Origin of the sequence: Flavobacterium sp. W21_SRS_FM6 (genome assembly GCF_052119645.1) — a bacterium.
In the GTDB taxonomy this organism is placed as follows: Bacteria; Pseudomonadota; Gammaproteobacteria; order Enterobacterales; family Alteromonadaceae; genus Paraglaciecola.
The window spans coordinates 39,875-65,642 of sequence record NZ_JBGQOM010000016.1 but is presented as its reverse complement, the minus strand read 5'-3'; the positions used below and the strand labels follow the sequence as shown (position 1 = coordinate 65,642).

Annotated in this window: 10 protein-coding genes, 1 tRNA gene and 1 pseudogene; 7 read left to right on the top strand and 5 right to left on the bottom strand. The window is 42.5% G+C overall.

Translation table 11 applies throughout. From position 1 onward, the window contains the following. Positions 1–76 precede the first annotated feature (76 nt). Positions 77–982 (top strand): annotated as a pseudogene (locus tag ACEN2L_RS19655) (IS3 family transposase); the annotation flags it as partial. Between the two features lie 14 nt (positions 983–996). Here ACEN2L_RS19655 and ACEN2L_RS19650 read toward each other — a convergent pair. The 5 genes from ACEN2L_RS19650 to ACEN2L_RS19630 all read right to left on the bottom strand — a co-directional run bounded on the left by ACEN2L_RS19650 (position 997) and on the right by ACEN2L_RS19630 (position 6,352). After that, positions 997–1,287, bottom strand: coding sequence for a hypothetical protein (locus tag ACEN2L_RS19650; protein WP_441745813.1), 291 nt, complete (start codon positions 1,285–1,287; stop codon positions 997–999). 568 nt (positions 1,288–1,855) lie between these two features. Beyond that, positions 1,856–1,942, bottom strand: a tRNA-Leu gene (locus ACEN2L_RS19645). Between the two features lie 114 nt (positions 1,943–2,056). After that, positions 2,057–2,851 carry a DODA-type extradiol aromatic ring-opening family dioxygenase gene (locus tag ACEN2L_RS19640; RefSeq protein ID WP_441745812.1) on the bottom strand — a complete coding sequence of 265 codons (795 nt, stop codon included), beginning with the start codon at positions 2,849–2,851 and terminating at the stop codon, positions 2,057–2,059. A gap of 140 nt (positions 2,852–2,991) precedes the next feature. Continuing rightward, positions 2,992–4,986 (bottom strand): sialate O-acetylesterase, encoded by a 1,995-nt coding sequence (locus ACEN2L_RS19635; protein WP_441745811.1) that lies wholly within the window; start codon positions 4,984–4,986, stop codon positions 2,992–2,994. A gap of 10 nt (positions 4,987–4,996) precedes the next feature. Beyond that, the gene (locus ACEN2L_RS19630; protein ID WP_441745810.1) at positions 4,997–6,352 is read right to left on the bottom strand and encodes a glycoside hydrolase 5 family protein; all 1,356 of its coding nucleotides are present in this window, start codon (positions 6,350–6,352) and stop codon (positions 4,997–4,999) included. A 355-nt stretch (positions 6,353–6,707) separates the two neighbouring features. On the opposite strand from ACEN2L_RS19630, the gene ACEN2L_RS19625 reads away from it, so the two are divergent. From ACEN2L_RS19625 to ACEN2L_RS19600, 6 genes are all read left to right on the top strand, one after another. Continuing rightward, complete coding sequence (locus ACEN2L_RS19625; protein ID WP_441745809.1) at positions 6,708–7,928, top strand: glycoside hydrolase family 27 protein; 1,221 nt, start codon at positions 6,708–6,710, stop codon at positions 7,926–7,928. 428 nt (positions 7,929–8,356) lie between these two features. Then, positions 8,357–11,491 carry a TonB-dependent receptor gene (locus tag ACEN2L_RS19620; RefSeq protein ID WP_441745808.1) on the top strand — a complete coding sequence of 1,045 codons (3,135 nt, stop codon included), beginning with the start codon at positions 8,357–8,359 and terminating at the stop codon, positions 11,489–11,491. Positions 11,492–11,549: 58 nt separating this feature from the next. Then, positions 11,550–14,687, top strand: a complete 3,138-nt coding sequence (locus ACEN2L_RS19615) for a cellulase family glycosylhydrolase (protein ID WP_441745807.1) — start codon at positions 11,550–11,552, stop codon at positions 14,685–14,687. A 416-nt stretch (positions 14,688–15,103) separates the two neighbouring features. Then, positions 15,104–18,352 (top strand): glycosyl hydrolase, encoded by a 3,249-nt coding sequence (locus ACEN2L_RS19610; protein ID WP_441745806.1) that lies wholly within the window; start codon positions 15,104–15,106, stop codon positions 18,350–18,352. A gap of 97 nt (positions 18,353–18,449) precedes the next feature. Then, positions 18,450–21,593 carry a TonB-dependent receptor gene (locus ACEN2L_RS19605; RefSeq protein ID WP_441745805.1) on the top strand — a complete coding sequence of 1,048 codons (3,144 nt, stop codon included), beginning with the start codon at positions 18,450–18,452 and terminating at the stop codon, positions 21,591–21,593. A gap of 154 nt (positions 21,594–21,747) precedes the next feature. Continuing rightward, positions 21,748–25,722 carry a hybrid sensor histidine kinase/response regulator transcription factor gene (locus tag ACEN2L_RS19600; protein ID WP_441745804.1) on the top strand — a complete coding sequence of 1,325 codons (3,975 nt, stop codon included), beginning with the start codon at positions 21,748–21,750 and terminating at the stop codon, positions 25,720–25,722. Positions 25,723–25,768: the final 46 nt, after the last annotated feature.

Genomic DNA, 25,768 nt, shown 5'->3' with positions numbered 1-25,768 from the left:
TTTTAACCGTTTCATTCAATATCCTCATGCAATTCAGTATTTTAGTATAACTGTTGCTTTGATGACTTGAATCCTCAACGGTCTTCTTTGCCAAAGAAACGAAGTGAAATATTCGTTTATTACCCGATATAAGAAGACCTGGCCTGTGCGACTAATGTGCAGATTACTGGGTGTACAAAGTCACAATTATTATAGTTACCAGAAGCGTCAAACGGATAAACCTGATGACCTGACGCATCAAGAGATGTTGGAGTGGGTAAAGGATATCGCCAAGTTCAGCGACAACACCTATGGCGAACGACGCATTCAAAAGGTATTGAATACACTGAGTTTTCCCGTGAGTCGCAGGAAAACAGCGCAATTGATGAAAGAAGCGGGCGTGTGGGTGCGGTACAAAAAGAAATATAAAGCCACCACCAACAGCGACCATAAAAAGCCTATTTACGCCAATGAGCTTAAACAAGACTTTGTCGCACGAAAGCCTGACCAAGCTTATGTACAAGATATCACTTATATTTGGACATCAGAGGGTTGGTTATATTTGGCGGTGGTGATTGATTTATATTCACGCAAAGTAGTGGGTTGGAGTATGAGTTCAAGAATGAAGGCCAGCTTAGTGTGTGATGCATTAACCATGGCGATATGGCAACGACAACCAAAAACAGGATTGATTGTGCATTCAGACCAAGGCGTGCAATACGCCAGTAACGCTTATCGTCGCCTTATCAAGACACATGGTTTTGTAGGCAGCATGAGTAAAAAAGGGTGTTGTTGGGATAATGCTGTAGCAGAAAGTTTCTTCGGGAGCCTAAAGCAAGAGCGGGTACATTGGCGCAATTATCCAACACGATTTAGCGCCCAACAAGATATCTTGAATTACATAACCATGTGGTACAACAGCCATAGACTTCATTCGTATTTGGATTACCAAAGCCCTAATGACTTTGAAAGACAAAACAATGAATTACAAAAAGTAGCTTAACTGGGGTGGTCGTTTTAGGTTGACCAGGTCATAGTGCATTCTATCGATTCTTTATATTTATCAAAATTTTCTCTAGGAAACATTTCTTTAAATTTGGATAAACGTTTCTCTAGCTCCTCAGGTGTTTTCGCTTTGCGTTTATTACCCTTGGTCATCATGGCTAACCAAGAATCATATTCAACTAAAGTACCTGAGAAACAATCTTGATGTGCAAAAGTCTCTGTGTCGGAAAGTACATTTTGCGCCAAGCTAAATCTGCTCAACAACAAGCTAAGTAATAAAATGAAAATCAGTGATTTTTTCAAGATAATTCCCTTTAAATGAAATGACTAAAAATGAAGTTGATAGAAACCTATCACCATTTTTTTACACTTCAATGAAAAGTCCTATGGTTTTAAACTACCTTTTCAGGTAAGATAACTAACCGCTTTCTCTCAAAAATGACATTTTAAAGCTAAGTATTCAATAATATAATATTAATGCTAAATACCCCTTTGCTCGTTTTTGAGGTAGCCAACAGACCTTATTTGTAAAACTGAAAATCGCTATAAGCGGATGTAAACGCAAAATATAGCTACGTCCGCTTTCTTGGGTATAGCAGCCGTTCGGTTGAGGTAGGTCGAATGACCGTTGATCGCTCAAAACGGCCTATCTATATTGAGATCAACTCAATTACTCAGCTAAGGAGTTGCACCTTTTCCTGTTTATAATTCCAGTTTTTCTCTCTGTGGTTAAAACGCTTTTGTTAGTTTTTAACTAATACGAATGGAGTGGAACTAAAAAATATTTTTTAAACAAAGGGATAAATTGATTTTATCGGAATGGAGTATTCTTATGATAAATATTATTTATATTTATCAACAAGTAAATAGTTGGTGCAGATGGGGAGACTCGAACTCCCACGGCCGTTAAGCCACTAGCACCTGAAGCTAGCGTGTCTACCAATCCCACCACATCTGCAGTCGGCGCTGATTCTATACCTTCAACTATGATTTGAATAGATAATTCAATATCTGTTAACGAATAACTTAATGAAGACAATTAGATAAACGCTAAGGTAAATTAATCGTTGTTTTACCAAAGATACATACTGGCTTTTTTGTTTAAGATCTTTAATTCAAACGCCTCTGTACATGCCGAATGTGCCAGTCCATAACATACATGTAATGGCAATAAATGCTCTTCTCTTGGATGGCAATAACGTGCAAATGGGGCTTGTTGCCAATTAAGTAACTGTTGTGTTCTTTGCGCTTCATTTATCTCTGGGTTCGAGCAAGTGTCCAATAACCACGATTCAAACGCTACGTTCTTATTTTTGGATTCCTCGTTTTCGGGGGCAAAAAAAGCCCGCATGTTATGAAAAGAAAACCCCGAACCAATGACTAACAAGTTGTCATAGTCTACTTGCTGTAACGCTGTTCCTATTTTGAGGTGTTCAGCGGAGTCAAGATTGTTTACTAAGGACAATTGCACACACGGTATATTTGCTTGTGGGTACATGATGCTTAACGGCACAAACACCCCGTGATCAAGACCGCGTTTTGCATCTAAACGCGATGATATGCCTGCCTGAGCAAAGGATTCATGAATTTGATTGGCTAAGTTAGGTTCACCGGGGCAAGGGTAGCTAATGGTATAAGATTCTGCTGGGAAACCGTAATAGTCATAAATCAAAGAAGACTGAGGAGCACTAGTGATGGTGGGCTTGTCTTCTTCCCAGTGAGCACTGATCACCAGAATGGAAGAAGGGGTTGGTAACTTTTTTGTTATTTTGGTTAAACATTCCAGCATGTCTTGATGCCCGGCGTCCCCTAATAATGGCATCGGTCCGCCGCCGTGAGACAAAAATAGGACCCTAGCTTGTTTCATTTGCTTAACTCGTTGCTTTGGCATTTATGATAGACAATTAGCATAAGGTAATTTAATTAATAAGGGTAAGACCAATTGGGGCGATGCACTGAAGTTTGCCACTAAGCCTATTTTATTGGCTTAGTGGCATGTTTAGGTTTTTAATTGGCTAATGTCAAACGAAAGGGTATAGCCGGTAAATGGGCTGCATTATATAAATTTGCTGGACTGTTATCGGCCCAGGCATACCTCACTGACACAGGTTGTTTTACTTTGCTGGCACTAACAATCACAGTATCACCTTCAATTTTAGCGTCTGCATTAACAAACTTGCCATCAGAGCCCGCTATTGCAAAACCAAGTAGTTTGTCACCTGCAACCGTCAAACCACCATCGATATGTTGATATGACAACACCAATACGTTTTTACCTGCAAGGTTTTTGGCTTCGACCTTTTCAATGCTTGGACCTGAGTAACTGACATCCTCCTGCAAAACTATATGCTGAGCAGCACGCCACAAGCGCTCACCCACATCAGCCTTGTTACGCGGATGAATATCATCGGCATTACCGATATCGATAGTGACTGCCATACCTGTATTGGGGAGGGTTAAGGCAGAAGTTTGAGCTTCGCGTAATAGCGCCCAATCACTGTTAACTGGCTGATCTTTGGCTTGCAAATAACTGGCTAATTGCACAAACAAAAAGGGCAACTCTGGCTGTTGCCACTGGGCACGCCAATCGTTAATAAGTCCTTTAAACAACTCGCTGTATAAGGCATTAGTCCCTACGTTGTTTTCACCTTGATACCAGATCACTCCAGCAATGGGGTAGTTGATGAGAGGGTGGATCATGGCGTTAAACAATACACCGGGTTTCCAGTTATAAAACTTCACGTCAGGCATTTTAGGCTCGACCTCGTTAGACACTAACCATTGGCCACTTAGATCAAGCTTGTTTTCATCGAGTTGTAAGTAAAAATCCTCCTTTTTGCCAATTAATACCTTGTTATCCCAGCTATTGACGGCTCGGATCACGATAATGTTGTCACCGGGATGTAATAGTTCTGCTGGTATCTCTTGCTCTTTAGTGGTGTCTTGCCAACTTTCTGTATAAACCTGTTGGCCATTAATAAATACCCGGCCAATTTGATTTAATTCACCAATATCCAATTTTACACTTTGTGGCTGAGTACTGAGTTGAAAATGTTTTCTAGCCCAAACGATATGACTTAAAGGACTATTTGCCGTGGTAGGTAAGGTTGTTTTGCTCCACTGACTGTCATCAAAATCGATCTGCAAGATCTTGCCATCTGCATAGGCAAGAAGACTGTCAACTAACTGCCATTTTTGCTGTTCTAACTGGTCATTGTGTTTGAATTCTTGTTGCCATTGTTGCGCATTTTGTAACATGTCGCTGGCATCTGTTTGATAACCATTGATCGTTTGTAAGGCATTAATTGAAGTCCACGCTTCGGCAGGAGTACCGCCCCACGTACTGTCAATGATTGCCACAGGAATACCGCTATGTTGATGATAACGCTTGGCAAAATGCCAGGCTACGGCAGAAAAGTCGCCACTGGTAGCCGGACTGGCTATTTTCCAGCCTGAGCTTGCCACATCATTTTGCGCTGTGGCGGAGTACTTTTTTTCAACTTTTAAAAAACGTATGTTGGGAAAGTCACTATCGGCTACTTCTTGTTGCCAATTGGTCGTATTACCTGCCAAATTCCATTCCATATTAGACTGGCCGGAGGCTAACCATATATCACCAATTAATACGTCTTTAATTAGCTGGGTATTATCGCCTTGGCTAACACTTATTGTGAAAGGTCCACCTGCAGGTTGTGCAGGCAAACTGACTTGCCACTGACCTGAGTGAGCGGCCTGGGTTTGCTGGGACACAATAACTTGTTGCTCTTTTAGCAGGCTAACTGTGAGGTTTTCACCGGCTGATACTTGGCCCCAAATCACTATGGTTTTGTGGCGTTGCAATACCATATGATCAGTAAAGATGGTGGCCATTTTTAGCTTTTGTGGCATCGTAGACTCGTGTTTTTCGATGCTGCTTACATCGTGTTTTGGCTTATTGTCTGCTGTGCAACTACATAACAGACCGATAAAAATGATGTTGGCCCAGAGGCTGATTTTATTCATTGTTGGCATCCTAATGAGTCTCGTCTTGAACTACCAATGATTTCATGTCTTGCGCGTGTTTTTGAATAAGATCTAAGGTTGAGCTATCAGTGTCAAATACTGAATTTAGACCCTGTGGCTCTTGGGGTGGATCGCCAAAAAACATATCACCACTTTGCCAGATAAAGTCTTTACGCGAGGTCGTTGCTTCACCACTCCAAGCCCAAAAGTTACTGCCTGCTGCATATTCTCCAGCGTTAGCGGCTTGATACCAGTGTTCGTAGATACTAGTTAATAAGGCATCTCTCCATTGAGTCGTTGAGTCACGGGAAAAGTCACCATTGTCACGTTCGACACCAAATTCCTCTAATACCATGGGTTTGTTAAGTTGTTTAGCTAATACGAGATGTTGGTCGATATAGTCAAGGGCCGAGGCTAAGCCGCTGGCATAGGTTTCTTCAGGTTGTTTAACATTAAACCAGCCCCAATTCTTTAGCCACAAATGAAAAGTAGCGTAGTCAATACTGGGCATTTTATGGGCTTGTAAAAACACGTCTGGATCTCGAATCGAGCCCATAATTCCCTCACTGCCCGTAGTAACTAACTGATGAGGTGCCAATGCATGAATAAACTGAGCACTTTGATCAATCCATTTAATATAAGCTGCAACATTAATGCGGCCATCCTGATCACTGCCTGGACGAGGTTCATTGGCCAATTCCCAGGTCATAATGGTGGGATCTTGGTTATACGCAAGACCATTGATAGTGTTTACGCGGGTAATTACTTGTTTTATTACATTTTGATAATGTTGTTGTGCTTCAGGCATATGATAAAAACGTGCTGAGTTTTGCATGAAACCGTTCCAATCTCCGGTCACGTCAGGATCAAACACTTCTTCGCCGGTCAGCCATGAGACATATTGGGACATACCGCCAGACCATTGCCAGAAGTTATTTAAAAACAATACGGCCTGCATATCGCGTTTGGCCATTTCTACCAGTAAAAAATCCAGACCTACTAGCAAGTCTTGGTCAAGTTCAGCTAATTTGCTTTGAATGGCGGGACGCAGGGCCATTTTTAAGTTGCTTGCTTCTGCCATTGCTAGTACACGTAAATTAGTAATGCCGCGGGATTTAAGTAAGTCTAATTCACGCTTTAGTTGCTCACGGTTACCAGGGTAGTTGTCTAATCCCAAATATCCGGCATGCCAAAAATTGGTGCCAACAAAGACATAATTTTTATCACCTAAGTAGAATTGCCCATCTTTTACCCTAACAAATTCGGTAGCCGGTGGTTTACCCTCTACTTGTGGGGCGGGGGAGCAGGAGAACAGTAGGATGATACTGCTCAGTAAAACCGCAAACGTCAGACGGGTGTTAGACATAAATTTAATTACTCTTGGATTTTTTGAAGTCACCACTTTCTGCCAGCTTAAGATAATTTAAAGCCAAAAAATTGAATGGTAACCGGTTACAGTTAGTCTGCAAGCATGCCCTTTTGTGTGTTTAAAATCAATTGTCAGATTTTATTTTGTTATGCAATTAATTAACAAGTTAGCATTTGTTTCACTACAAAATACCTAAAAAGCTAAGTTTAATGATTTTTGCATGGCTTAAACTGCAACAATGGCTTTTTGTCGCTAGCATTTCATTTACATTCTGCGTAACATTTATTGAAACCGGTTACTTTTTAATGGTTCACTAATAAAACGCACTTATTTACCTAAAGAGGAATAAAGAATGTTACTGAGGTATGCAATTTTGCTTTGTTGTTTATTGGCTAGCGCTGCGTCACTAGCCAAAAAATTTGAAGGTCTAGCGTTGACTCCTCCTATGGGCTGGAATAGTTGGAATACCTTTGCCTGCGATATTAATGAAAATCTAATCAAAGAAATTGCCGATACTATGGTCAAAAATGGTATGCAAACAGCGGGTTATGAGTACATTAATATTGACGATTGCTGGCACGGTGAACGTGATGCACAGGGTAATATTCAAGTGGATAAAACTCGCTTTCCCTCAGGCATGAAAGCGCTGGCGAATTATGTGCACAGTAAAGGTTTAAAGTTGGGCTTGTATTCAGATGCGGGTTGGCAAACCTGTGGTGGTCATCCGGGCAGTCGGGGTTATGAGTTTCAAGACGCCAAGCAATATGCCAGTTGGGGTATTGATTATCTCAAATATGATTGGTGCAATACCGAAGGTTTAAAAGCCGAAGGCGCGTACCTTACTATGCGCGAAGCCATCCATCAAGCTGGTCGTCCTATGGTATTTAGCCTGTGTGAGTGGGGTGATAACAAGCCATGGGAATGGGCTCAAGATATTGGCCATTTATGGCGTACCACGGGTGACATCTACCCTTGTTTTGATTGTGAATACAACCATGGTACATGGTCTTCTTGGGGGGTGTTAAAAATTCTCGATATGCAAAAAGGCCTGCGCAAGTATGCCGGTCCTGGACATTGGAATGATCCGGATATGATGGAAGTAGGCAATGGCATGAATCAGGCAGAAGACCGCTCGCATTTTGCCATGTGGGCCATGTTAGCTGCACCATTGATTGCAGGGAATGATCTGCGGTCGATGAGTGCTGAAACTTTGGCTATTTTAAACAACCAAGAAGTGATTACTGTTGATCAAGATCCATTAGGTATCCAAGGGTTTATTTATGCTGATAATTTTCAAGACACCTCTCTACAAATATGGTTTAAACCCCTGCAGAAGGGCGATTGGGCTATGGCTATTTTAAACCGAGGTGACAAAGCCTCTCCGTTCACATTTGATTGGAAAAATGAAAAGGTAATTGATGATTTATCCCAGCGTGTTGCAGAGTTTTCGCAACAGGTGTACCAAATTAAAAACCTATGGAGTGGGCAAGAATTGGCTGATAGCCAAACCATGTTGCAACAACAAATTGACGCTCACGATACATTGATCCTGCGTTTGAGCCCTAAAAGGTAGCTATAAAGTCTGTGGGCAGCTTTTATGCTGCCCAAATATGTAGGTGAAATAAGAGTATTTCTCGCTATTTGTTACATATTCTTTTTTTAGTTACATTTTTATTGTGGTTAAAAGTCTAAATTAAAATCTTAATTAGTAAAAAATTAACATTAAAATCAAATAGATATGGATTATTTTAAGTTTTTTTGCTAAATGTTTTAAATCAGCAGTTGTAACTTTGAAACCGGTTACTGTAAACTTTTTGTTAAATTACGTTTCTCGGCTCAGTCACTTTTGTAAATAAAGTTGTAACCGGTAACATGTGGTGAATGATGAAAAATGCGGCTCATGGCAAATAAGTCTCCATTTATTTTGGGGTTTAGGTTGTAAGGCCAATTGTTGCTTAAAAATAAAAACAGGGACCCTTCCTAATGTTTATAAAGAGTAAATTGAAAACACAAGTAAAAACCATTGCCTTGGCCGTGAGTTGTGCACTGATCCATGGTGCAGTATTGGCCCAAGAATCCGATGCCAATACACTTCCGTTAGATGATTCGACGGAAGTGATCGAAGTTAAAGGTATTCGTAGTTCACAAGCTGCAGCGATTGATTTAAAACGGGTTGCCGCCACTATTGTTGACTCGATTGTAGCGGAAGACATCGGTAAACTGCCTGACGCGACTATTGCTGATTCGCTTTCGCGTATATCTGGAGTCCAGGTTAAACGTGAAGCGAATGAGGCGACGTCATTGAATATTCGGGGTATGCCTCAGGTATTAACTACCCTTAACGGGGAACAATTTTTAAGCCCATGGACCATCACCGATGTGGGCGCCAATTACGGGGATATTCCGGCCAGTATGATCACTGGGGTGGATGTATATAAATCCATTAATGCAAAAGCTTTGTCCGGTGGTATTTCTGGCTTAGTTGATTTAAAAACCGCTAATGCCTTAACCCTTAAAAAAGGCTGGACAGGAAATCTGAGAATGGAAGGCTCTCAGGGTGACCTGACAAAAGAAGAAGTGCACAGTGATAGAACGGTCACAACCCGTATTGATCATAATATAAATGCCTTTGTTGGTTATAACGGCGGGAAGTTTGGCTTTACGGCGGGTTTGTTTGACTCTGAGTCAAACGCGGCAAACTACCAGATGTGGGACGATAACCGTTTGGCATTTTTAGACTCACAAGGTGGCCAACCGGGTGATCCTCTCGATTTGGATAACGATGGGGATTTAGTGAATGACTGGTACATGGTACCAGGCAATTTTGGCGTTCGTAGTAATTTTATGGAGCGTAAACGCAGTGGCGGTGCCCTTGGTATTGAAGTGCAATTAACGGATAATTTTAAATTAAGTGGTGATGTGTTTTACACCCAGATGGATCAGTATGATCGTGGGGTAAACATTAATTTTAATGGTCAATCCAGTATTAACTCCATCTCTATTAATAATGGTCCGCAAGAGCAAGAAAATCTGTATAACGTCTTGGTTAAAGAGGGCACCATTACCTCACCAGGCGCGGATATTAATTATGTGGATGCTGACGGTAATACCCAAACAAAAACCATACACACAGTGCAAGTGGCCCATATTAATTCTCGAGATTTTCAAACTAATTCTAACAATACTATTAATCATACTGCGGCGATTAATTCTAATCTGCAATTGGACTATAACAATCACGACAATATTGAAGCGTCAATTCGTTATGTTTATGCCCATGCTGAAAAACAATATCGTACAGCCACTTTAAACCAAGGTACGCCTGCTTGGTTATGGGTTGATGAAGACGGGATTTCAGGACATGATCCTATCAATGTTTATGATGTAGTAGTGGATTATCGTGGCGACGTGCCAAGCTTTGCTTATGATCCTATTGCCAATGACCTGTCAAAAGCCTCTTATCTAAGAAAATATCAGGCCGCTGGGGATGGGAGTAATACTGAAGCTGATCTTGATGTGCTGCGCGCCGACGTAACCTATTTCCTCAACAGTAACAATTTTATCCAGTCAGTTGATGGCGGACTGCGCCGTGGTGTACGTCAAGCTGACCATACCAAGTTTTTCTATGCTACTCCTACGGGACGTTATTCAACCTGGAATGATGCAACCGTGCCAGAAGACAAGCGTTATAAGTTGCTACCGGGTAACGAAGTGTGGCAAAAATACCCTGAATGGCGCGATTTTTACTATGAGTTAGAAGATGCCAACTTAACTGCTCAAGATGATTATATCGATAATGGTTTTAGTGTAAGAGACACTGATGTATTTACTGATTTTGGTCCGATTACAGGTTTTGAAAATGGGGTGTCGTCGCTTGATCCCAATAATTGGGATAGTCCCTTAGACTTTCTTAATACCCTTTATCCTGGTACTAAAACCATAGAAGATCCGGGGTTTACTTATGCTGTGAAAGAAACCTCTACTTCAGCGTTTTTACAAGCCAACTTCGCTAATGATGAAGTGTTTTTTGGTATTCCAGTGCAAGGTGATATAGGGGTTCGTGTAGTACGTACTGACAGAGAAATTACCAAAGCGGTGATCCCTGCGGTACTAGATCGTAATAATTCTGTGGGCGCTGGTTCACAGCCTTGGCAGAAAATTGCCTTTGTGTCTGATACCGAAACCGTTGACCGTTCTTTTACTGACGTTTTGCCCTCACTAAACTTAAACTTTTTCCCAAGTGATGAAGTGATATTACGTTTAGGTGTATCTAAAAATATGACCCGTAATAATCTTGAAAATCTCGGTTCGGGTTTGGTTTTGTGGTATCAGCAATGTGTTAAAACCGCAGCTGATGGTTTTCCCGTTAAGGTACGTGATGGCAGCGGCCAATTACGTGATGCGCTAGTGGGTTGCTCAGGTGGTGGCAGCGATAACGGTAATCCTGATATGAAACCTTGGCGCGCCACTGTCTATAACAGTTCTGTAGAGTGGTATTTTGCTGAGAATTCGATTATCGGCATTGGCATGTTTTTAATTGATGTAGAAAGCGCTGTCGCTAGCTATCAAGAGCAACGTAATTTTGCCGACGCTGATGGAATCAACCGCGGTAGAACTGTTAACGTGTGGACCACAGGTAACGTAAACGCCTCTGATTTGATGGGTTTAGAAATTGGCTACAAACAACCTTTTACCTTCTTTGAAAATCCCATATTGAGTTCTTTAGGGGTTGAATTTAACTACACCTATTCAGACAGTGAATCACCTGATATTGACGTAGAAGGTAATGCCCTACCTTTACCTTCTAACTCTAAACATCAGTCCAATGCCATTTTATGGTACGACAAAGATGGTTTGAATATGCGGGTGGCCTATAACTGGCGCAGTGAAGAATATATTGGTCGTGTTGGACTTAATACTAACGGTGTGCCGCTCAACTTGGGCAATTGGAATGAGTCCATAGGTTATTTGGATGCGCAAATTAATTATTGGGTAAATGAGCATGTTAGCTTCTCTTTGAGTGGCACTAACTTGACCTCAGAAGACCGTAAATCCTATGCACAGTTTGAAAATCAATTTCAATCACTTTGGGTACAAGAGCGACGTTATACCTTAGGTATGTCGTTGAGCTTTTAATTTAAATAATTCACCCAAATGTGAGCAGACAGCCTTGGTGCTGTAAAGAGAGAGAAATATGAAAAAAATAAATAGTAAGCGCTCAAAAATAAGCCGATATCTCGGATTTTTACCTGTGGTCATGGCGGGATTATTATTGCAAAACTGCGGTTCTGATCTATTGGATAAAAATGCCGATATTGACACCTTGGTGCCAGAGGCTCCGGTTGAATTACCCGATCGCCCATCGCCTTCAGAAGATGCGTTGGTTATTGCCACCAGTAATAATGAAATTTTTGATGCCTCAACCGATCCCATCTTATTAAGAGGGATTAACTTGCAATATGGTGACAATCCAGAAGTGCGTTTAGGTGGTATAGCGGCCATTAAAGAAACCGGCGCTAATGTAGTTAGATTGCAACTGAGAGCCAATACCACTGCTGAACAATTAGAAGCTGCGTTGGACGAAATTGTGGCTAACGGTATGATCGCCATGCCTATGTTGTGGGAAGGTGAGGGTGAAATTACCTGTACCGAAAGCGCTGAATTTCTCGAAAAATATACTCAAGAATTATGGTTTGACCGCTGGATAGATGTATTAGTAAAAGACAAATACCAACCTCATCTCATGATTAATATTGCCAACGAATGGGGCCCCATGAATGTGTGGGACGCCAATAGCGTGGGTTATGCTGAATATATAGATGTTTATAAGTCGATTATTCGTGAATTTAGAACAATTGGTTTTCGTGTGCCCTTGGTTATTGATGCACCTCATTGTGGCCAAGATTACAACGCTTTTTTAGCTGACCGTGCTCTAGAACTACAAGCGGCTGATGTTGAATCTAATATTGTCTTATCTGTTCATGCTTACGGTGCTAAGTGGAATTCGAGTAATAAGATTGTTGCTGCAACTGACGCGATGTCGAAAACCGGTGTGCCTTTTATCATTGGAGAATTTGGTGGTTCAATGGCCTTTGGTGCCACTTCTATTGACCATACCGATCTGATTACCAAAGGGGTTGGCGATCAAGCAATGGTCTTTAACTTTCCGTGGAATGGAACTGAAAATAAATCTGCCTATCAGCATGAATTGCCAGAAGCGTTGGACTTACAAGGTTCAAATATTAGTGCCGATGTGTACGTTCCTGTGCGCTATGTGGAAAATGGTAAGTTAGGTGTGCAAATGTACTTACGTGATGGTTCTGACCGTTATGCGAGTTTGGGTTTTATGCAAGCTAACGATACCGATTTAAAAGGTAATGCTTGGACCAAACTGAATTTTAGCGTAGCAACCGTCGCTGACTTCGGTGGTTGGGTTGAAGAGGGTTTTGATCTTGCTGATGTGAAAAAAATAGGCTTCGAAGTATCCGCCAATGGTAAACCTACCAATGTTGTTGGTGATATCAAATTTGATAATATCAAAATTGAAGCCGGTGGTGCGGTACCCGCCATGTATCAAGCTGACTTTATTGGCGAGACTGAAGGTTGGGGCAAAGATTGGACTGCGGGTACTGTCGTGTCTTCTGATGCCGAAAATCTGGTTATTACTCAGGATTGGGCGGCCAGTGACTCCTTTGCTATTTTTGTTGGTGGTGCCAATACCGGTATTGATACCAGTAAACCGCTTAACATCAAACTCAATATGTTTTTGCCTGCAGAGTACGCAACTGAAACTGGTTTGTACTTTAAAATCTATGTTAACCATGGCGATAGCTGGGAGTGGGCTGAAACGAGTACGGCGACAATTGCTGACTTTACCCCGGGTGAGTGGAGTGAGGTGGTATTTGAAAATGTAGATTGGACTACTTTAGGCGCTTTACAAAAATTTGGTCTGTTATTTGGTGGCGTTAGCGCGGGTAAAACCGAATCAATTTTAGTCGACTCTATTACAGTGGTTGATCCAGAAGCCACTGAAAGTGCCGGTGAGCCACCTATGTACAACGCACAATTTGATGCCGATGCGGAAAGTTGGACTAAATTTTGGGGTGGTGATACAACGGTTACTGCTGATGCCGCAGGTTTGTTGGTTATTACGCCTGATTGGGTAACTGAAGGTAAACTGGGTTTTGGTATTGCTGGCTTAAGCAGTATTGATACGTCAGCGCCAGTTACTATCAAAACCAAAATCTTTATCCCTGCCTCTTATGCACAAGAAAGTGGATTGTATTTCAAAGTATTTGTGCAGGATCAAGGCTGGGGCTGGTTCTCTGTACCCCAACCGGATTTGACTATAGCTGATTTTACGCCAGGTGAGTGGACTGAAATTACTATTGAAAATGTTGATTTATCTTCACAAGTTGCACCTTTCCAACGTTTTGGTATTGAGATGGGCGGCGTTTTGACGACAGAAAATACTGATCCAATCTTGATAGATTACATGGCAGTGTTAGGTGATGGTCAATCACTTGATGCTGGTGGTGTGTTGGGTTTAATTTCTCAATATGAGCAAGACTTTGTAGGTGAACTAGGTGGTTGGGAACGTGATACATATGAAGATACTACTGGTGCTATCGCGGTAGAAGGTACTGATTTAGCGTTGAGCCAGCAATGGTCAAGTAAAGATCAACTTGGTTTCTATGTCAGTGGTGGTGTTGCCAATCTAGATACCAGTGCACCTATTACTTTGAGCGCACGAGTATATATTCCTGCTTCATACAGTGATGCCAGCAATTTGTTTTTCCGCTTCTATGTGCAGCATGGTGACGATTGGTCTGGTTGGAATACCACTGAAGATAAGGTATTCGCTGATTTTAATGTTGGTGGTTGGACTGACGTGACCTTCGAAGATGTCGATTTTACCATGGTACAAACGCTACAACGCCTTGGTATTCAAGTGGGGGGTGTTGGTGCTGATAAAGCGGAATCTATTCTGATTGATTATGTCAAAGTGGAGAAGATTGGCTTAGTGCCATTGGAGTTAGAAACCTTGTTTAACATGAGCTTTAACAACTCAACTGAAGTTGATGCATGGACTTTGGATTACGCCGAAGGTGGCTTTAATGAAGAGGTGCTAAGTGAAGCCAAAGTACATGGTTTTGGGGTAGTCCCTTATGGCTGGATGGCATGGTCATGGAAAGGCAATGGTGAAGCCACTATTGGCTTGGATATGTCGACCTCAGAAAACACTGTTGAGTTAACCACTCGAGGTAATGAGATAGTTAATGGACCCAATGGTATTAAAGCAAGTTCAGTGCCTGCAGGATTTGGCCAATAATTATTAAGTAAGTCTTTATTAAAACCGGACGCAATGTCCGGTTTTTTTTAGAGCGAGTATTAGATGGCGACATCGCACATGGCATAACCAAGTGTTAGCAGAAAATGATGTATAAATATTTATATCCTAATAATATTCTTTTTTCTTAAGAAACAATGACATATTTCTGGTTTGTGAAAACAAACGGTGATTTGTAAATTAATTGTTGATCTGGTGTAACCGGTTACGTTAAGCTTGTCGTCTTAAGGACACAATGCAGTTGCATTTTTTTTAAATTAAATTGTAACCGGTTACTTTGTATTGGCGATGAATATATTTTGTACAGGTAAATATCGGGAACTTAAAACAGCGAGTTAAACAGATGTTATTTAGCTCGCAGACAAATAAATAAATGACATACATGTAAGAGGTTAATAATGACATTTAAAACCAAAATAAAACCACTAGGGTCTTTTGTTGCCCTAGCTTTACTTACTAGTTTGAGTTCAGGCTGTGTAAAAGAAGCAAAACTCAATACTGATACTGTGGTGTATACACCTGAAGAAAGACCGCTAGGGGTTATTGCCGGTGAGCCAGCCGAATATGCATTAGGTGAAACGGCAAACATTACGCTCACTGGACGTTTAGTTGGCACTGTTACATCAGAAACCGTGATGTGGACCCAAACGGGTGGTACGCCACTGGCCGGTGACATTGATTGGACTAAGGAAAACCTCAGTTTCCCTACACCTGAAATCGACGGTATTGAAACCTTTACCTTCGAGATCAAAGCGCTAGATCCCAACGGAAATGTTATTAACGATGCAGATGGTAACCCTCTGGTTGCCTCCACCAGTATTACCGTGTTTGATCCAGCTATATTAGTCACTTACGAAATCGAAGATGCCTCAGTTGCTGAACTTGTTGCGGTGGCAACCGTGTCTTCTGGTGATGCAGCTTATCTTAGCGGTGCTTCTGGCTCACATACGGCTGATATCGTGCCTGGCTCCTCAGTTAAATTTACCATTAATCAAGAAAATGACACCTTTTTTACCTTGTATGCGCGTTTTGGCATTCCTTCAGCGGGTTATGGTAGTAAAAATGCCATAGTGACGGTTAATGGGGTTAAAACTGAAATTTCGATTAATGCTACGGGCAGTTTTTCCAACTACCGGGTAGGGATTATCAAGTTAACTGCTGGGGAGAATATTATCGAAGTGGGTGGTGGTTGGAATTACTATCGCTTGGATAGTATTTTGATGATCCCCGCCGCTGAGCCACCCGCACCATTAGCGGTAGCACCAACCTTAGTTAACCCTAATGCTCAAGCATCAGCCTTAGCAGTCATGGAGTTTTTGGCGGCTAATTATGGTACGGCCACTTTATCTGGCCAAACTGAATATCCCAATAAGGTCGAAGGTGCTTTTCCTTTGACCGAGTTTGATAAGGTTGTGGCGGCCACTGGCGATGATGCTCCTGCCATTGTGGGTTTTGACTTTATTGATTTTTCTGCCACTCGAGTGGCCAACGGCAGTGATACTAGTGGTTTGTCAGAAGCCATGATTGCCGAACATCAAACTAAAAACGTCATGCTTTCTGCACTGTGGCACTGGAATGCACCAATGCATTTACTCGATGCCGATGGTGATGGGGTAGGTGACGAATCAGGCAGTGATCAACAAGCATGGTGGGCTGGATTTTACTCACGCGCAACAACCTTTGATTTAGCTGCAGCCTTAGCTGACACCAATAGCCCTGAATATACGGCACTGTTGGCCGATATCGATACGGTTTCAGCTGAGCTTAAAAAGTTTGCCGATGCTGATATTCCGATTTTATGGCGTCCGTTACACGAGGCTGAAGGTCAGTGGTTTTGGTGGGGGGCTGCAGGACCTGAAGCCTTAAAACAGTTATGGATATTGATGTACGATCGCATGACAAACATGCATGGCCTCAACAATTTGATTTGGGTTTACACCCATGCGCAAAGCCTTGACGCAAACTGGTATCCCGGTGACAACTATGTGGACATTGTGGGTTACGACGGCTACGACGGTAATAATCCTGACAATCCCTTCAAAGGCCAATACGCCACTTTAAAAGATCGTCACAATGGCAAAAAAATTGTGGCTTTGACTGAAACCGGTACCATTCCTAATGTTGCCTTAATGCATGAGCAAAATGCCTGGTGGTCTTTTTTCATTACTTGGAACTCTGGCGGTGACTTAGGTCCTGATGGTATTGAAGCAGCAACTATCGATTCTAACTATGCCTTTCATGGCGTGCTTAACCTAGCTGATATTCCTGGTGGACGGGCTAAAGTTGAAGCTGGCGTTTGGCAGAATTTTGAAGTCAGCACCGCAAATTTTGAAGCACAAATTAATTGGGCAGCAACCACAGGTATTGCCACATCTGACAAATGGGCAACCAGTGGCTCGCGCTCACTCATCTTAGCTAAAGATCTCTCCTTAGAAACTGATCCTACTGGTGCCATGTTCCAAGTCTATCCAACGGGTGGGCTTGATGTGAGTGACGTCAGCACAGTGACAGTCAGTGCCAATGCTATAAATGCCGGTCCCGGCACTACCGTGAAATTGTTTGTTAAATACGGCGATGATTGGGAATGGGCAGACAGCGGAGCAGTGGCCATTGTTGATGGTGGTGTCGAGTTACAGGTGGATGTGTCTGCCTATGATTGGTTAGCCGGTTTAGGTTTCCAATATGAAGGCATTGATGCCAGCGCCACAGCAGCTGAATTTTACCTTGATAACGTACGACTCGATGATGCGGTAATTTATGATTTTGAGCCTGATACCTCCGGTTTTGAATCCCAAATTAACTGGACAGGTGTGCCAGGTCTTACCGTCACTAATGATTGGGCGAGCAGCGGTAAGCGCGCCTTAACCATGATCAAAGATCTTACTACCTTTACTGAGCCTACTGGCGCCATGTTTCAGGTTTACCCAGAAGGCGGCATCGATGTTAGCCAAGTATCTAAAGTCAAAGTCAGTGGCAATGCTATTGGCGCCGGAGTTGGTACCACAGTGAAGTTGTTCGTGAAATACGGTGACGACTGGGCCTGGACCGACAGCGGTGCCGTGGCCATTGTTGACGGCGGTGTTGAGCTAGAAGTGGATGTCTCCGCTTACCAATGGTTAGCAGGTTTAGGTTTTCAGTATGAAGGTATCGATGCCACCGCCACAGATGCGCGTTTCTATTTAGATAATGTGCGTCTTGATGAAACAAATATTTACGACTTTGAAGGCACGGGTAGCTGGGAGTTTCAAGTTAATTGGTCACCTACTCAAGGTGTGCAATTAGCCCAAGATTGGGCAGCGGATGGCGAAAATGCCTTAGCCGGTGTGACGCAGTTGGTCGATGGAGATGACAACGTCATTTTGCAAGTTTATCCCGCAGGCGGTTTGTTATTGGGTGGCGTAACTACCTTAAAAGTCACGGCTAAAGTGATGGATGCAGGTGACAACGTGCAGGTGCAATTATTTGCCAAAGATAAAGATGGCGCTTGGCGTGATGGTGGAGCGGTTGCCATGACAGCAGATGGCGTAGAGCTCAGTTTGGATATTGCTGATATGGGTGAAATAAGCGGCTTTGGTGTGCGTTTTATGAGCCCAGCCAACAGCACCAGTGAATCCAAATACTATATCGATAAAGTGGTTTTTGAATAAGCCCTATTGCTAATAAACCCTAATCTGGCCGGTATTCATTGCAAGCTTTGCATTGAATGCCGGGCCCAAACTGAACAAAAAGTAACAAGGATAAAACATGCCTGCTAATAAAAAATTCAAACACAATTTATTGTCTGTCAGTGTGCTCGCTGGACTAATGTTGTTGCCCCTGAGTATCAATGCACAACAAGTAAACGATGAAGCTGAAACTGAAGTTGAAGCCTTAGATGATGCCGAAGTGATCACAGTACGTGGTATTCGTGGCTCCCTTATTCAATCCATGAACAACAAACGTTATGCCGGCAGCGTGGTTGACTCCATTAGCGCGGTGGATATCGGTAAATTGCCCGATAGCACCATTGCTGACTCATTGCAGCGTATTACCGGTATTCAAATTACCCGTTCTGGTGGTGAAGGTGCATTGGTTAATATTCGTGGTAACGGCAACGTATCAACCACCTTAAACGGTGAGCAAATGTTATCGGCGGGTAACGTCACCACCATCACCCCTGATTTTGCTGATATTCCTTCTACCATGGTATCGGGCTTGGATGTGTATAAATCATCACAAGCACGCAACGTGGTCAGTGGTTTAGCCGGTACTATCGATCTTAAAACCAATCGTCCTTTTATGTTAACCGAAGAGTGGACAGTACTAGGTAAAGCTGAGGCAACACGTGGCTCGTTAGGCAAAGAAAACGATGGTTTAGTGTCGGCATTTATCGGTTATAACAACGATGATAAATATGGTTTCACTTTAAACTTAGCTAAATCATCTAGTCATTTAGCTGATTATACCAATGGCGCTCAAGGTGGAGAGCCTGGGCAATACGGTGGTTGGTCATTTAACGCCAGCGAAGCGGCTAACTTTGTGCAAGAAAATGTCGATGTAAATGGCGATGGCGACTTTAATGATGTTTATTATGGTTTTCAGGGGCATCAAGCCAGTAACCGTTTTATCGACCGGGACCGCACGGGGGTAAACAGTTCAGTACAATTCCAGTTGACGGATTCGCTGAAATTAACCGGTGATGTGTTTTATACCAAGCTGGAAGAATACCAATATTTTGCTGGCGTTGTGGCAAGTCAAGCGTGGCAAGGTGTAACAGGTTGGTATACCCCTACCGAAACCACAGAATATCCTAATATTACCAGTCAAGATGGAGTCTTTACCACCAACGAAGGCAGTTATTTCACTATTCAAGATGCTGACTACCAAGCCCGTGCAGTTAAAACCCACTCGCAAACCTGGGCGGTAGAAAAAGAAGCATTAAATACCAATCTTGAACTGGCTTTTGACAACGGCGGCGCTTTTACTGGCAAACTACGTTGGGTACATGGTGAAGCAAACAATGATATGAGTCGCAGTGTTATTGACTCCTTTATTACTTCAGGCTCACAAATTGGTGATACTTATCATGGTCCTGGCACTGAATTTATAAGTAATGCCAACCCGTGGGGCTATGATGGCGTATCTGCTACTTTGCCTGATGGCACAGCGGTTGATGCTTATACTCAGATCCCTGTGTCCATTAGCTATCGTGGAGGTCAACAAAACTGGAACTTTGGTTCTATCGATGTCACAGAGCAGGACGGCAGCATTACTAACGAAGTGTTTGGCAGTAATCTCAATCGTTACAGCAATAAATCCAGTAACCTGTATGGTGAGTTTTCCAATGCTGACCTGGACATAGCTCGTTTTGATGGTTCTTATGTTATCGACATAGATGCCTTAAGCATAGTCAGTTCAGTGGATTTTGGTCTACGTCATGGTCAACGGGAAGTGTCTAAAAGTGGTTGGTATGGTGGTGTGGCGCGCACAAATGCCTATGGTGATGCGTTTTTAGCTCGTTGGAAAGATACCGCTACTCAAGCACCATTAACCTTAGAATCTTATATTCCGCCCATGTCATTTACCGAGTTAGATGCCAAAGGCATGATCACCGGTATTAGTGATTTTCATGGCTCAACGGGTTTAGGTACTATGTACTTTATCGATCCAAAGGCCATGAAAGATCCTATTGCATGGCACAACGAAATTTATGGTACTAACGCACTGGTACCCGATGCGGCTAACGTTTACAACGTTAAAGAGCAAACTCAGACTGTGTATTTTCAGGCTAACCTAGACGGTGACATCGCTGGTATGTCGTACACTGGTAATATTGGTTTTCGCTACATAAAAACCGAGTTTGATATTACTCAAAGTGAAGGTTTGCAAGGCACCGTAGCCAATTTTAATGGTCAGGACTTTTTAATCGGACCAGGGATTTTGCAACCAGACGGTAACAAAATTAATACCATTAACGCCTACAGTGATTTATTACCAGCCTTGAACTTGGCCTTAAATTTGGATGAAGAGCAAGTATTGCGTTTTTCCTACACTGAGACCGTATCGACTCACAATACCGATCAATTAGCGGGTGGTTTAACGGTTAATCGGGTTAAAAACTGTGAGATCAACAACGCCCAAGGCGAAGAAGTTTTTTGTGCCACAGGCGGCGGTCAAGATGGTAATCCCAATTTACAACCTAATCGTAATGACAATCTAGAGATGTCCTATGAATGGTACTTTAGTGAAACGGGTATGTTTAATGTGGGTTTGTTTTGGGGTAGAGGCAATACTGAATTCAGAACCTCATTGGTATTGCGTGATGACATAGTTGATAGTGATGGGGTAGTGCGCGGATATAATCTATCTACCGGTGAATTTACCGGTACTGTACCCATTCAAACCACCGAAACCTTTGATATCACCGGTGACTGGAACTTTGATAAACCCGGTTTAGAAATGGGTTATCAGCAAGGTTTGGATTTTCTAGATGGATTTTGGAGTGGTTTTGGTATTACTGCCAACTACACCTATTCACCTAGCGAAAGTAATGACATGGATTTCTACGGTGGTTCTTTGCCGGGGGTAGGCAATTCTAAACATCAAACCAACTTAGCCTTATGGTATGAAAAAGATGGTATACAGGCACGTATCGCCCATAACTACCGTAGTGAAATGTTTAACGGGGTAAAATACGAAGGGGCTTATCAGTTTGCTTATTGGACAGCAGCGACTAGCTACTTGGATGCCTCTGTGAGTTATGACATTAACGAGATGGTGACCCTCTCTTTGCAAGGCACCAACCTGACCGAGGAATATCAAGAAAACTACCATCAGTGGGAGTCGAATATTGACAGTCGGGTCTACGGTGAACGTCGTGTGACCTTAGGTGTGCAAGTCAAACTTTAAAAGTGTAAAAATCATAGTGTGCAAAGGGCTCAGTGTTTACACTGAGCCCTTTTTTTGTTTAAGAGGCTAAGGTCTTTTTAATTGAATAAATTTTGCTCTTAGCTTAGGCTTAAGCTCACATAAATATCTGATTATTTGGCCTTTTTATAAATTCATGAAGATTATTAAGCTGTTAATCTTGCTTGTATTCACTGTAAACATTGAATTGCTTAAAGCCAATGAATATAGCCAAATCGGCTTACCTGTGTCCCAAGTGTTTGGCCTTAAACAGCACCAAGGTAGTGACCAAAATTGGTGGCTAAGCAAAACCGATGATGGCTTGATTTATGTTGGCTCAGGCACCGGCTTAAGCCAATGGGATGGCGAACAATGGCATAAATACGCGACGCCTAATAATACTCGTATTCGTTCAATTGCTCCTTGGGCAGACGGTGGTTTGTATGTCGGCACCATTGATGAAATTGGTCGTTTTTTGCCTGATGAACTTGGCCGTTTGCACTACCAATCTTTATTAGAAAACTTACCCACTGAGCAGCGCCAGTTTGGTGAAATCTGGTCTACAGCCGCCAATCAACATGGTGTGGCTTTTATCAGTAATCAACAGGTGTATTTTTGGGATGGTACGCAACTACAGGCTATGCCTAATATACCCGGCGGTAAACATCGACTATTTGCTTTAGATGGCGATTTTTTATTTAAACAGGCTGATGATCCCACATTGTATAAAATTCAGATTTCTGCCTCTGGGACTGAATTTACATTAGAAGCAAGCAATTTTTCCTTGCCCGCTAAATCTTATGTACGCAGTATTTTTACTAATCAAGCTGGTAAGTTGGTAGTAGTCACTTCTCAACACGGTGTATTTGAGCAAGAGGCTGGTGAACTCGCACTGAAAGTGGATGCCCAGCTCTTTGGTCAAGATGTGATTATTTACAATAGCATTCAGGCCAGTGACGGTTTTTATTATTTAGCGTCTTTGTATGATGGACTGTTTATTCTCAATCCTTCACTTGAGTTAGTCAGACATTATCAACAACAAGATAATTTAACTGCCAATAGCTGGTACTCGGTATTAGAAGACCAACACGGCAATATATGGCTGTCAGGCATTCCAAATGTAATTAAAATCGTGCCACCTCATCGCTACAGTACCTATGACATAGGTGATAACTCCACCATTATTGATAAATTGGCCTTGGCCAATAAGCGAGTTATCGCTGCTGGTGATGGACTATTTGGACTTACACCAGGTGCAGCTAAGCTCTCACCCGCTAAGTTTGACAGCCTTGTTGTCAGTAAACACATTAATTTTGATGTACTTGAATACCATGGATATTTTCTTTATGCAGGTAGTGGTGGCGTATTTGCCCGTGCGATAAATGCCAACACTGAAGATTTTGAGAATATTATTGTTACCAGTTGGGCTAGAGGGCTGAGTGTTGATCCCATCAGCGATACCTTGTTTGTCGCCACTTACGCCGGTTTGTATCATCTAACCTTAGACCAACAACAATGGGTCGCACAACTCATTGAGCAAACCGAAGATGAACTTGAATTTGTCGCCATTGAAGATAGTGGCGTGGTGTGGGCAGGCACACCCAGCCAAGAAGTATATCGAATTGAAAATGCCCAGTTTGCAGAGCGTGCTACCAATGTACGCAAATTTACTGAGCAAGATGGTTTACCGCCCGGTAATGTGATGCCTTTTAAGTTGCCCTTTGGTGTGGGGATCGCGACTACAGATGGCTTGATGGATTATCGGGCTGGTCGCGTACCTGAGTTACAATTTATGTCAGGGCTTCCGGCTAAATTTACCATCAAGGGTCAAGACGTTTTTCGTTTACATGCTGATGAACAAGGCCGCATCTGGTACCGCATCGGTCAAGATAGCGGTTATATACAACAGGATGAAACAGGTGTTTGGCAAGATAATGAGACTTTGTTTAAACCCTTTGCTGACTCGGGATTTAAAGACTTTCTGAGTGTGGCGGAAAACACTATCTGGTTTGCGCAAAGTTCAGGTGAAGTATATCGCGCCAATATTGAACTTAGTGAACTTTTACCTGAGCCTAGTCAATTAGCGATTCGACAGATCACCGACCTCAATAATAATAGTTTGCTCTATGGTGGTCTGCTGCCAACAGCTACTTTGCCCACACTTGAGCACAATGGTAATTCCATTCGTATTGCATATTCACTTACCAATCCCAGTATTAAACAAAGTACTGTGTATCGACATCGTTTGCTTGGCAGTGGCCATGATGATTGGAGTGAATGGAGCCCAGAGCACCAAAAAGATTATACCTTGTTGCCGGGTGGGGAGTTTAGTTTTGAGTTGCAAGCCCAGGATCAGTGGGGCCGCGTTTATAACCAACAGTTGGTGTTTGCCGTTCAGCCACCTTGGTATTTAAGTCATTTAGCCTGGTTTATTTACCTAACATTGTTATTGTTAATGCTAGGCATGAGTGGTTGGCTAACCCAACGTTGGCGTACTAATAAGTTGCGTAAACAAAATCTAGCCTTAGAGCAAACCGTGACTCAGCGAACCCAACAATTAGCCGTTAAAGTGGATGAGCTTGAGCAGCAAAAAATCTTAAAAGAGCGATTTTTTACTAATGTAAGCCATGAATTTCGTACCCCGTTGACCTTAACTATTGCCCCATTGCAAGAGTTATTGCGTGAGCAACAAGACTTACCACAAACTATTGTTTATCCAGTGACTACCGCACTTAATAATGCCAAAAATATGTTGAGCTTAGTCGGCCATATTTTGGATATTAATCGCTTAGAACTGGGGCAGTTCCCGCTGCATATTGCCCAATATAATGTGGCTGAATTAATCACTAACGTAACACAACGTTTTACTACTTTAGCCAGCCAACAGCAGCAAACTTTGCTGGTAACTGATGCCCAAGATCCCCTGTTATTGTATTGCGACCGTGACCAGTTAGATAAATGTTTAGCTAATCTACTATCTAATGCCATTAAGTACAGTGGTGAAAAAAGTAAGATTGTGATCACCTTAGTCAGAGATGAAACAGAAGTGGGTATTCAAGTGGCTGATAATGGCACTGGCATAGCAAGTGAAGAACTAAACCATATTTTTGAACGTTATTATCAGGGCAAAACCGCGGATTCAGTGTCTCAACCTGGCACTGGCATCGGCTTAGCCTTAGTTAAAGAGTTGATTGACTTGCACCATGGGCGCGTTGAAGTCAGCAGTGAGTTGGGCCAGGGCAGCTGTTTTACCTTGTGGTTGCAACGTGGTAAACAACATTTTAATGAAGCAGAGCTAGCGGAAAATATCGACCTTGTATCAACGACTGAATCACTAACCGAAGCCCTCAGCCCCGTTGAATTACTCCCGCCCCGCACTTTGTCTGGCAAAGAAGATGTGGCTACCGTCCTGGTGGTGGATGATAATCTTGAGTTGCGCCAGTTTATTGCTCTGCGTTTATCTGGCTATTATCATATTATACAAGCCAGCAACGGCGAGGAAGGGTTAGCCAAGGCCTTGACACTGTTACCCGATATTATAATTTCAGACGTGATGATGCCTAAAATGAATGGCATTGAGATGCTCACTGAGCTTAAAAAACACGCCATTACCAATACTATTCCTCTTATTTTACTCAGTGCCAAATCTGCCAAACGAGACACCGTTGCCGGTTTACAAACAGGGGCAGATGACTACTTAACTAAACCCTTTGATACATCAGAACTCATCGCACGGGTCGACGGTTTAATTAAAAGTCGAAAACAGATCCGCCAAAAACTGCAAAGTGAATTTATCTTAAGCGACAATCCAGAAACAAGCTCAAACCGTTTTGTAAGCAAGTTGCGTAAAGAGGTACTTGCCCATTTAACCGACGCTGAGTTTTCTATTGATCTTTTAGCCCAAACAATGGCCATGAGCCGCCGTTCATTGAGTCGTAAATGTCAGGAAGAGTGTCAGCAGACACCTGGCCAATTTATTACTGAAATACGCATGCAAGCAGCACTTAAATTAATTAATGACAACAAACTCAGTTTAAGTGAAATAGCTTACGGTACTGGTTATGAGAGTTTGTCGTATTTTTCCCGAACCTTTAAAAAATTCTACGGTAAAAGCCCCTCCGCCATCGATTAGACAGTAACAGAGTTAAACAGACTCTTAACCCCATGTACGGTGTAAC

Bases quoted from the DNA above. Each gene is read 5' to 3' on its own strand.
- ACEN2L_RS19640 (WP_441745812.1), bottom strand. From the start codon at position 2,851: ATGAAACAAGCTAGGGTCCTATTTTTGTCTCACGGCGGCGGACCGATG.
- ACEN2L_RS19635 (WP_441745811.1), bottom strand. From the start codon at position 4,986: ATGAATAAAATCAGCCTCTGGGCCAACATCATTTTTATCGGTCTGTTA.
- ACEN2L_RS19630 (WP_441745810.1), bottom strand. From the start codon at position 6,352: ATGTCTAACACCCGTCTGACGTTTGCGGTTTTACTGAGCAGTATCATC.
- ACEN2L_RS19625 (WP_441745809.1), top strand. From the start codon at position 6,708: ATGTTACTGAGGTATGCAATTTTGCTTTGTTGTTTATTGGCTAGCGCT.
- ACEN2L_RS19615 (WP_441745807.1), top strand. From the start codon at position 11,550: ATGAAAAAAATAAATAGTAAGCGCTCAAAAATAAGCCGATATCTCGGA.
- ACEN2L_RS19610 (WP_441745806.1), top strand. From the start codon at position 15,104: ATGACATTTAAAACCAAAATAAAACCACTAGGGTCTTTTGTTGCCCTA.
- ACEN2L_RS19605 (WP_441745805.1), top strand. From the start codon at position 18,450: ATGCCTGCTAATAAAAAATTCAAACACAATTTATTGTCTGTCAGTGTG.
- ACEN2L_RS19600 (WP_441745804.1), top strand. From the start codon at position 21,748: ATGAAGATTATTAAGCTGTTAATCTTGCTTGTATTCACTGTAAACATT.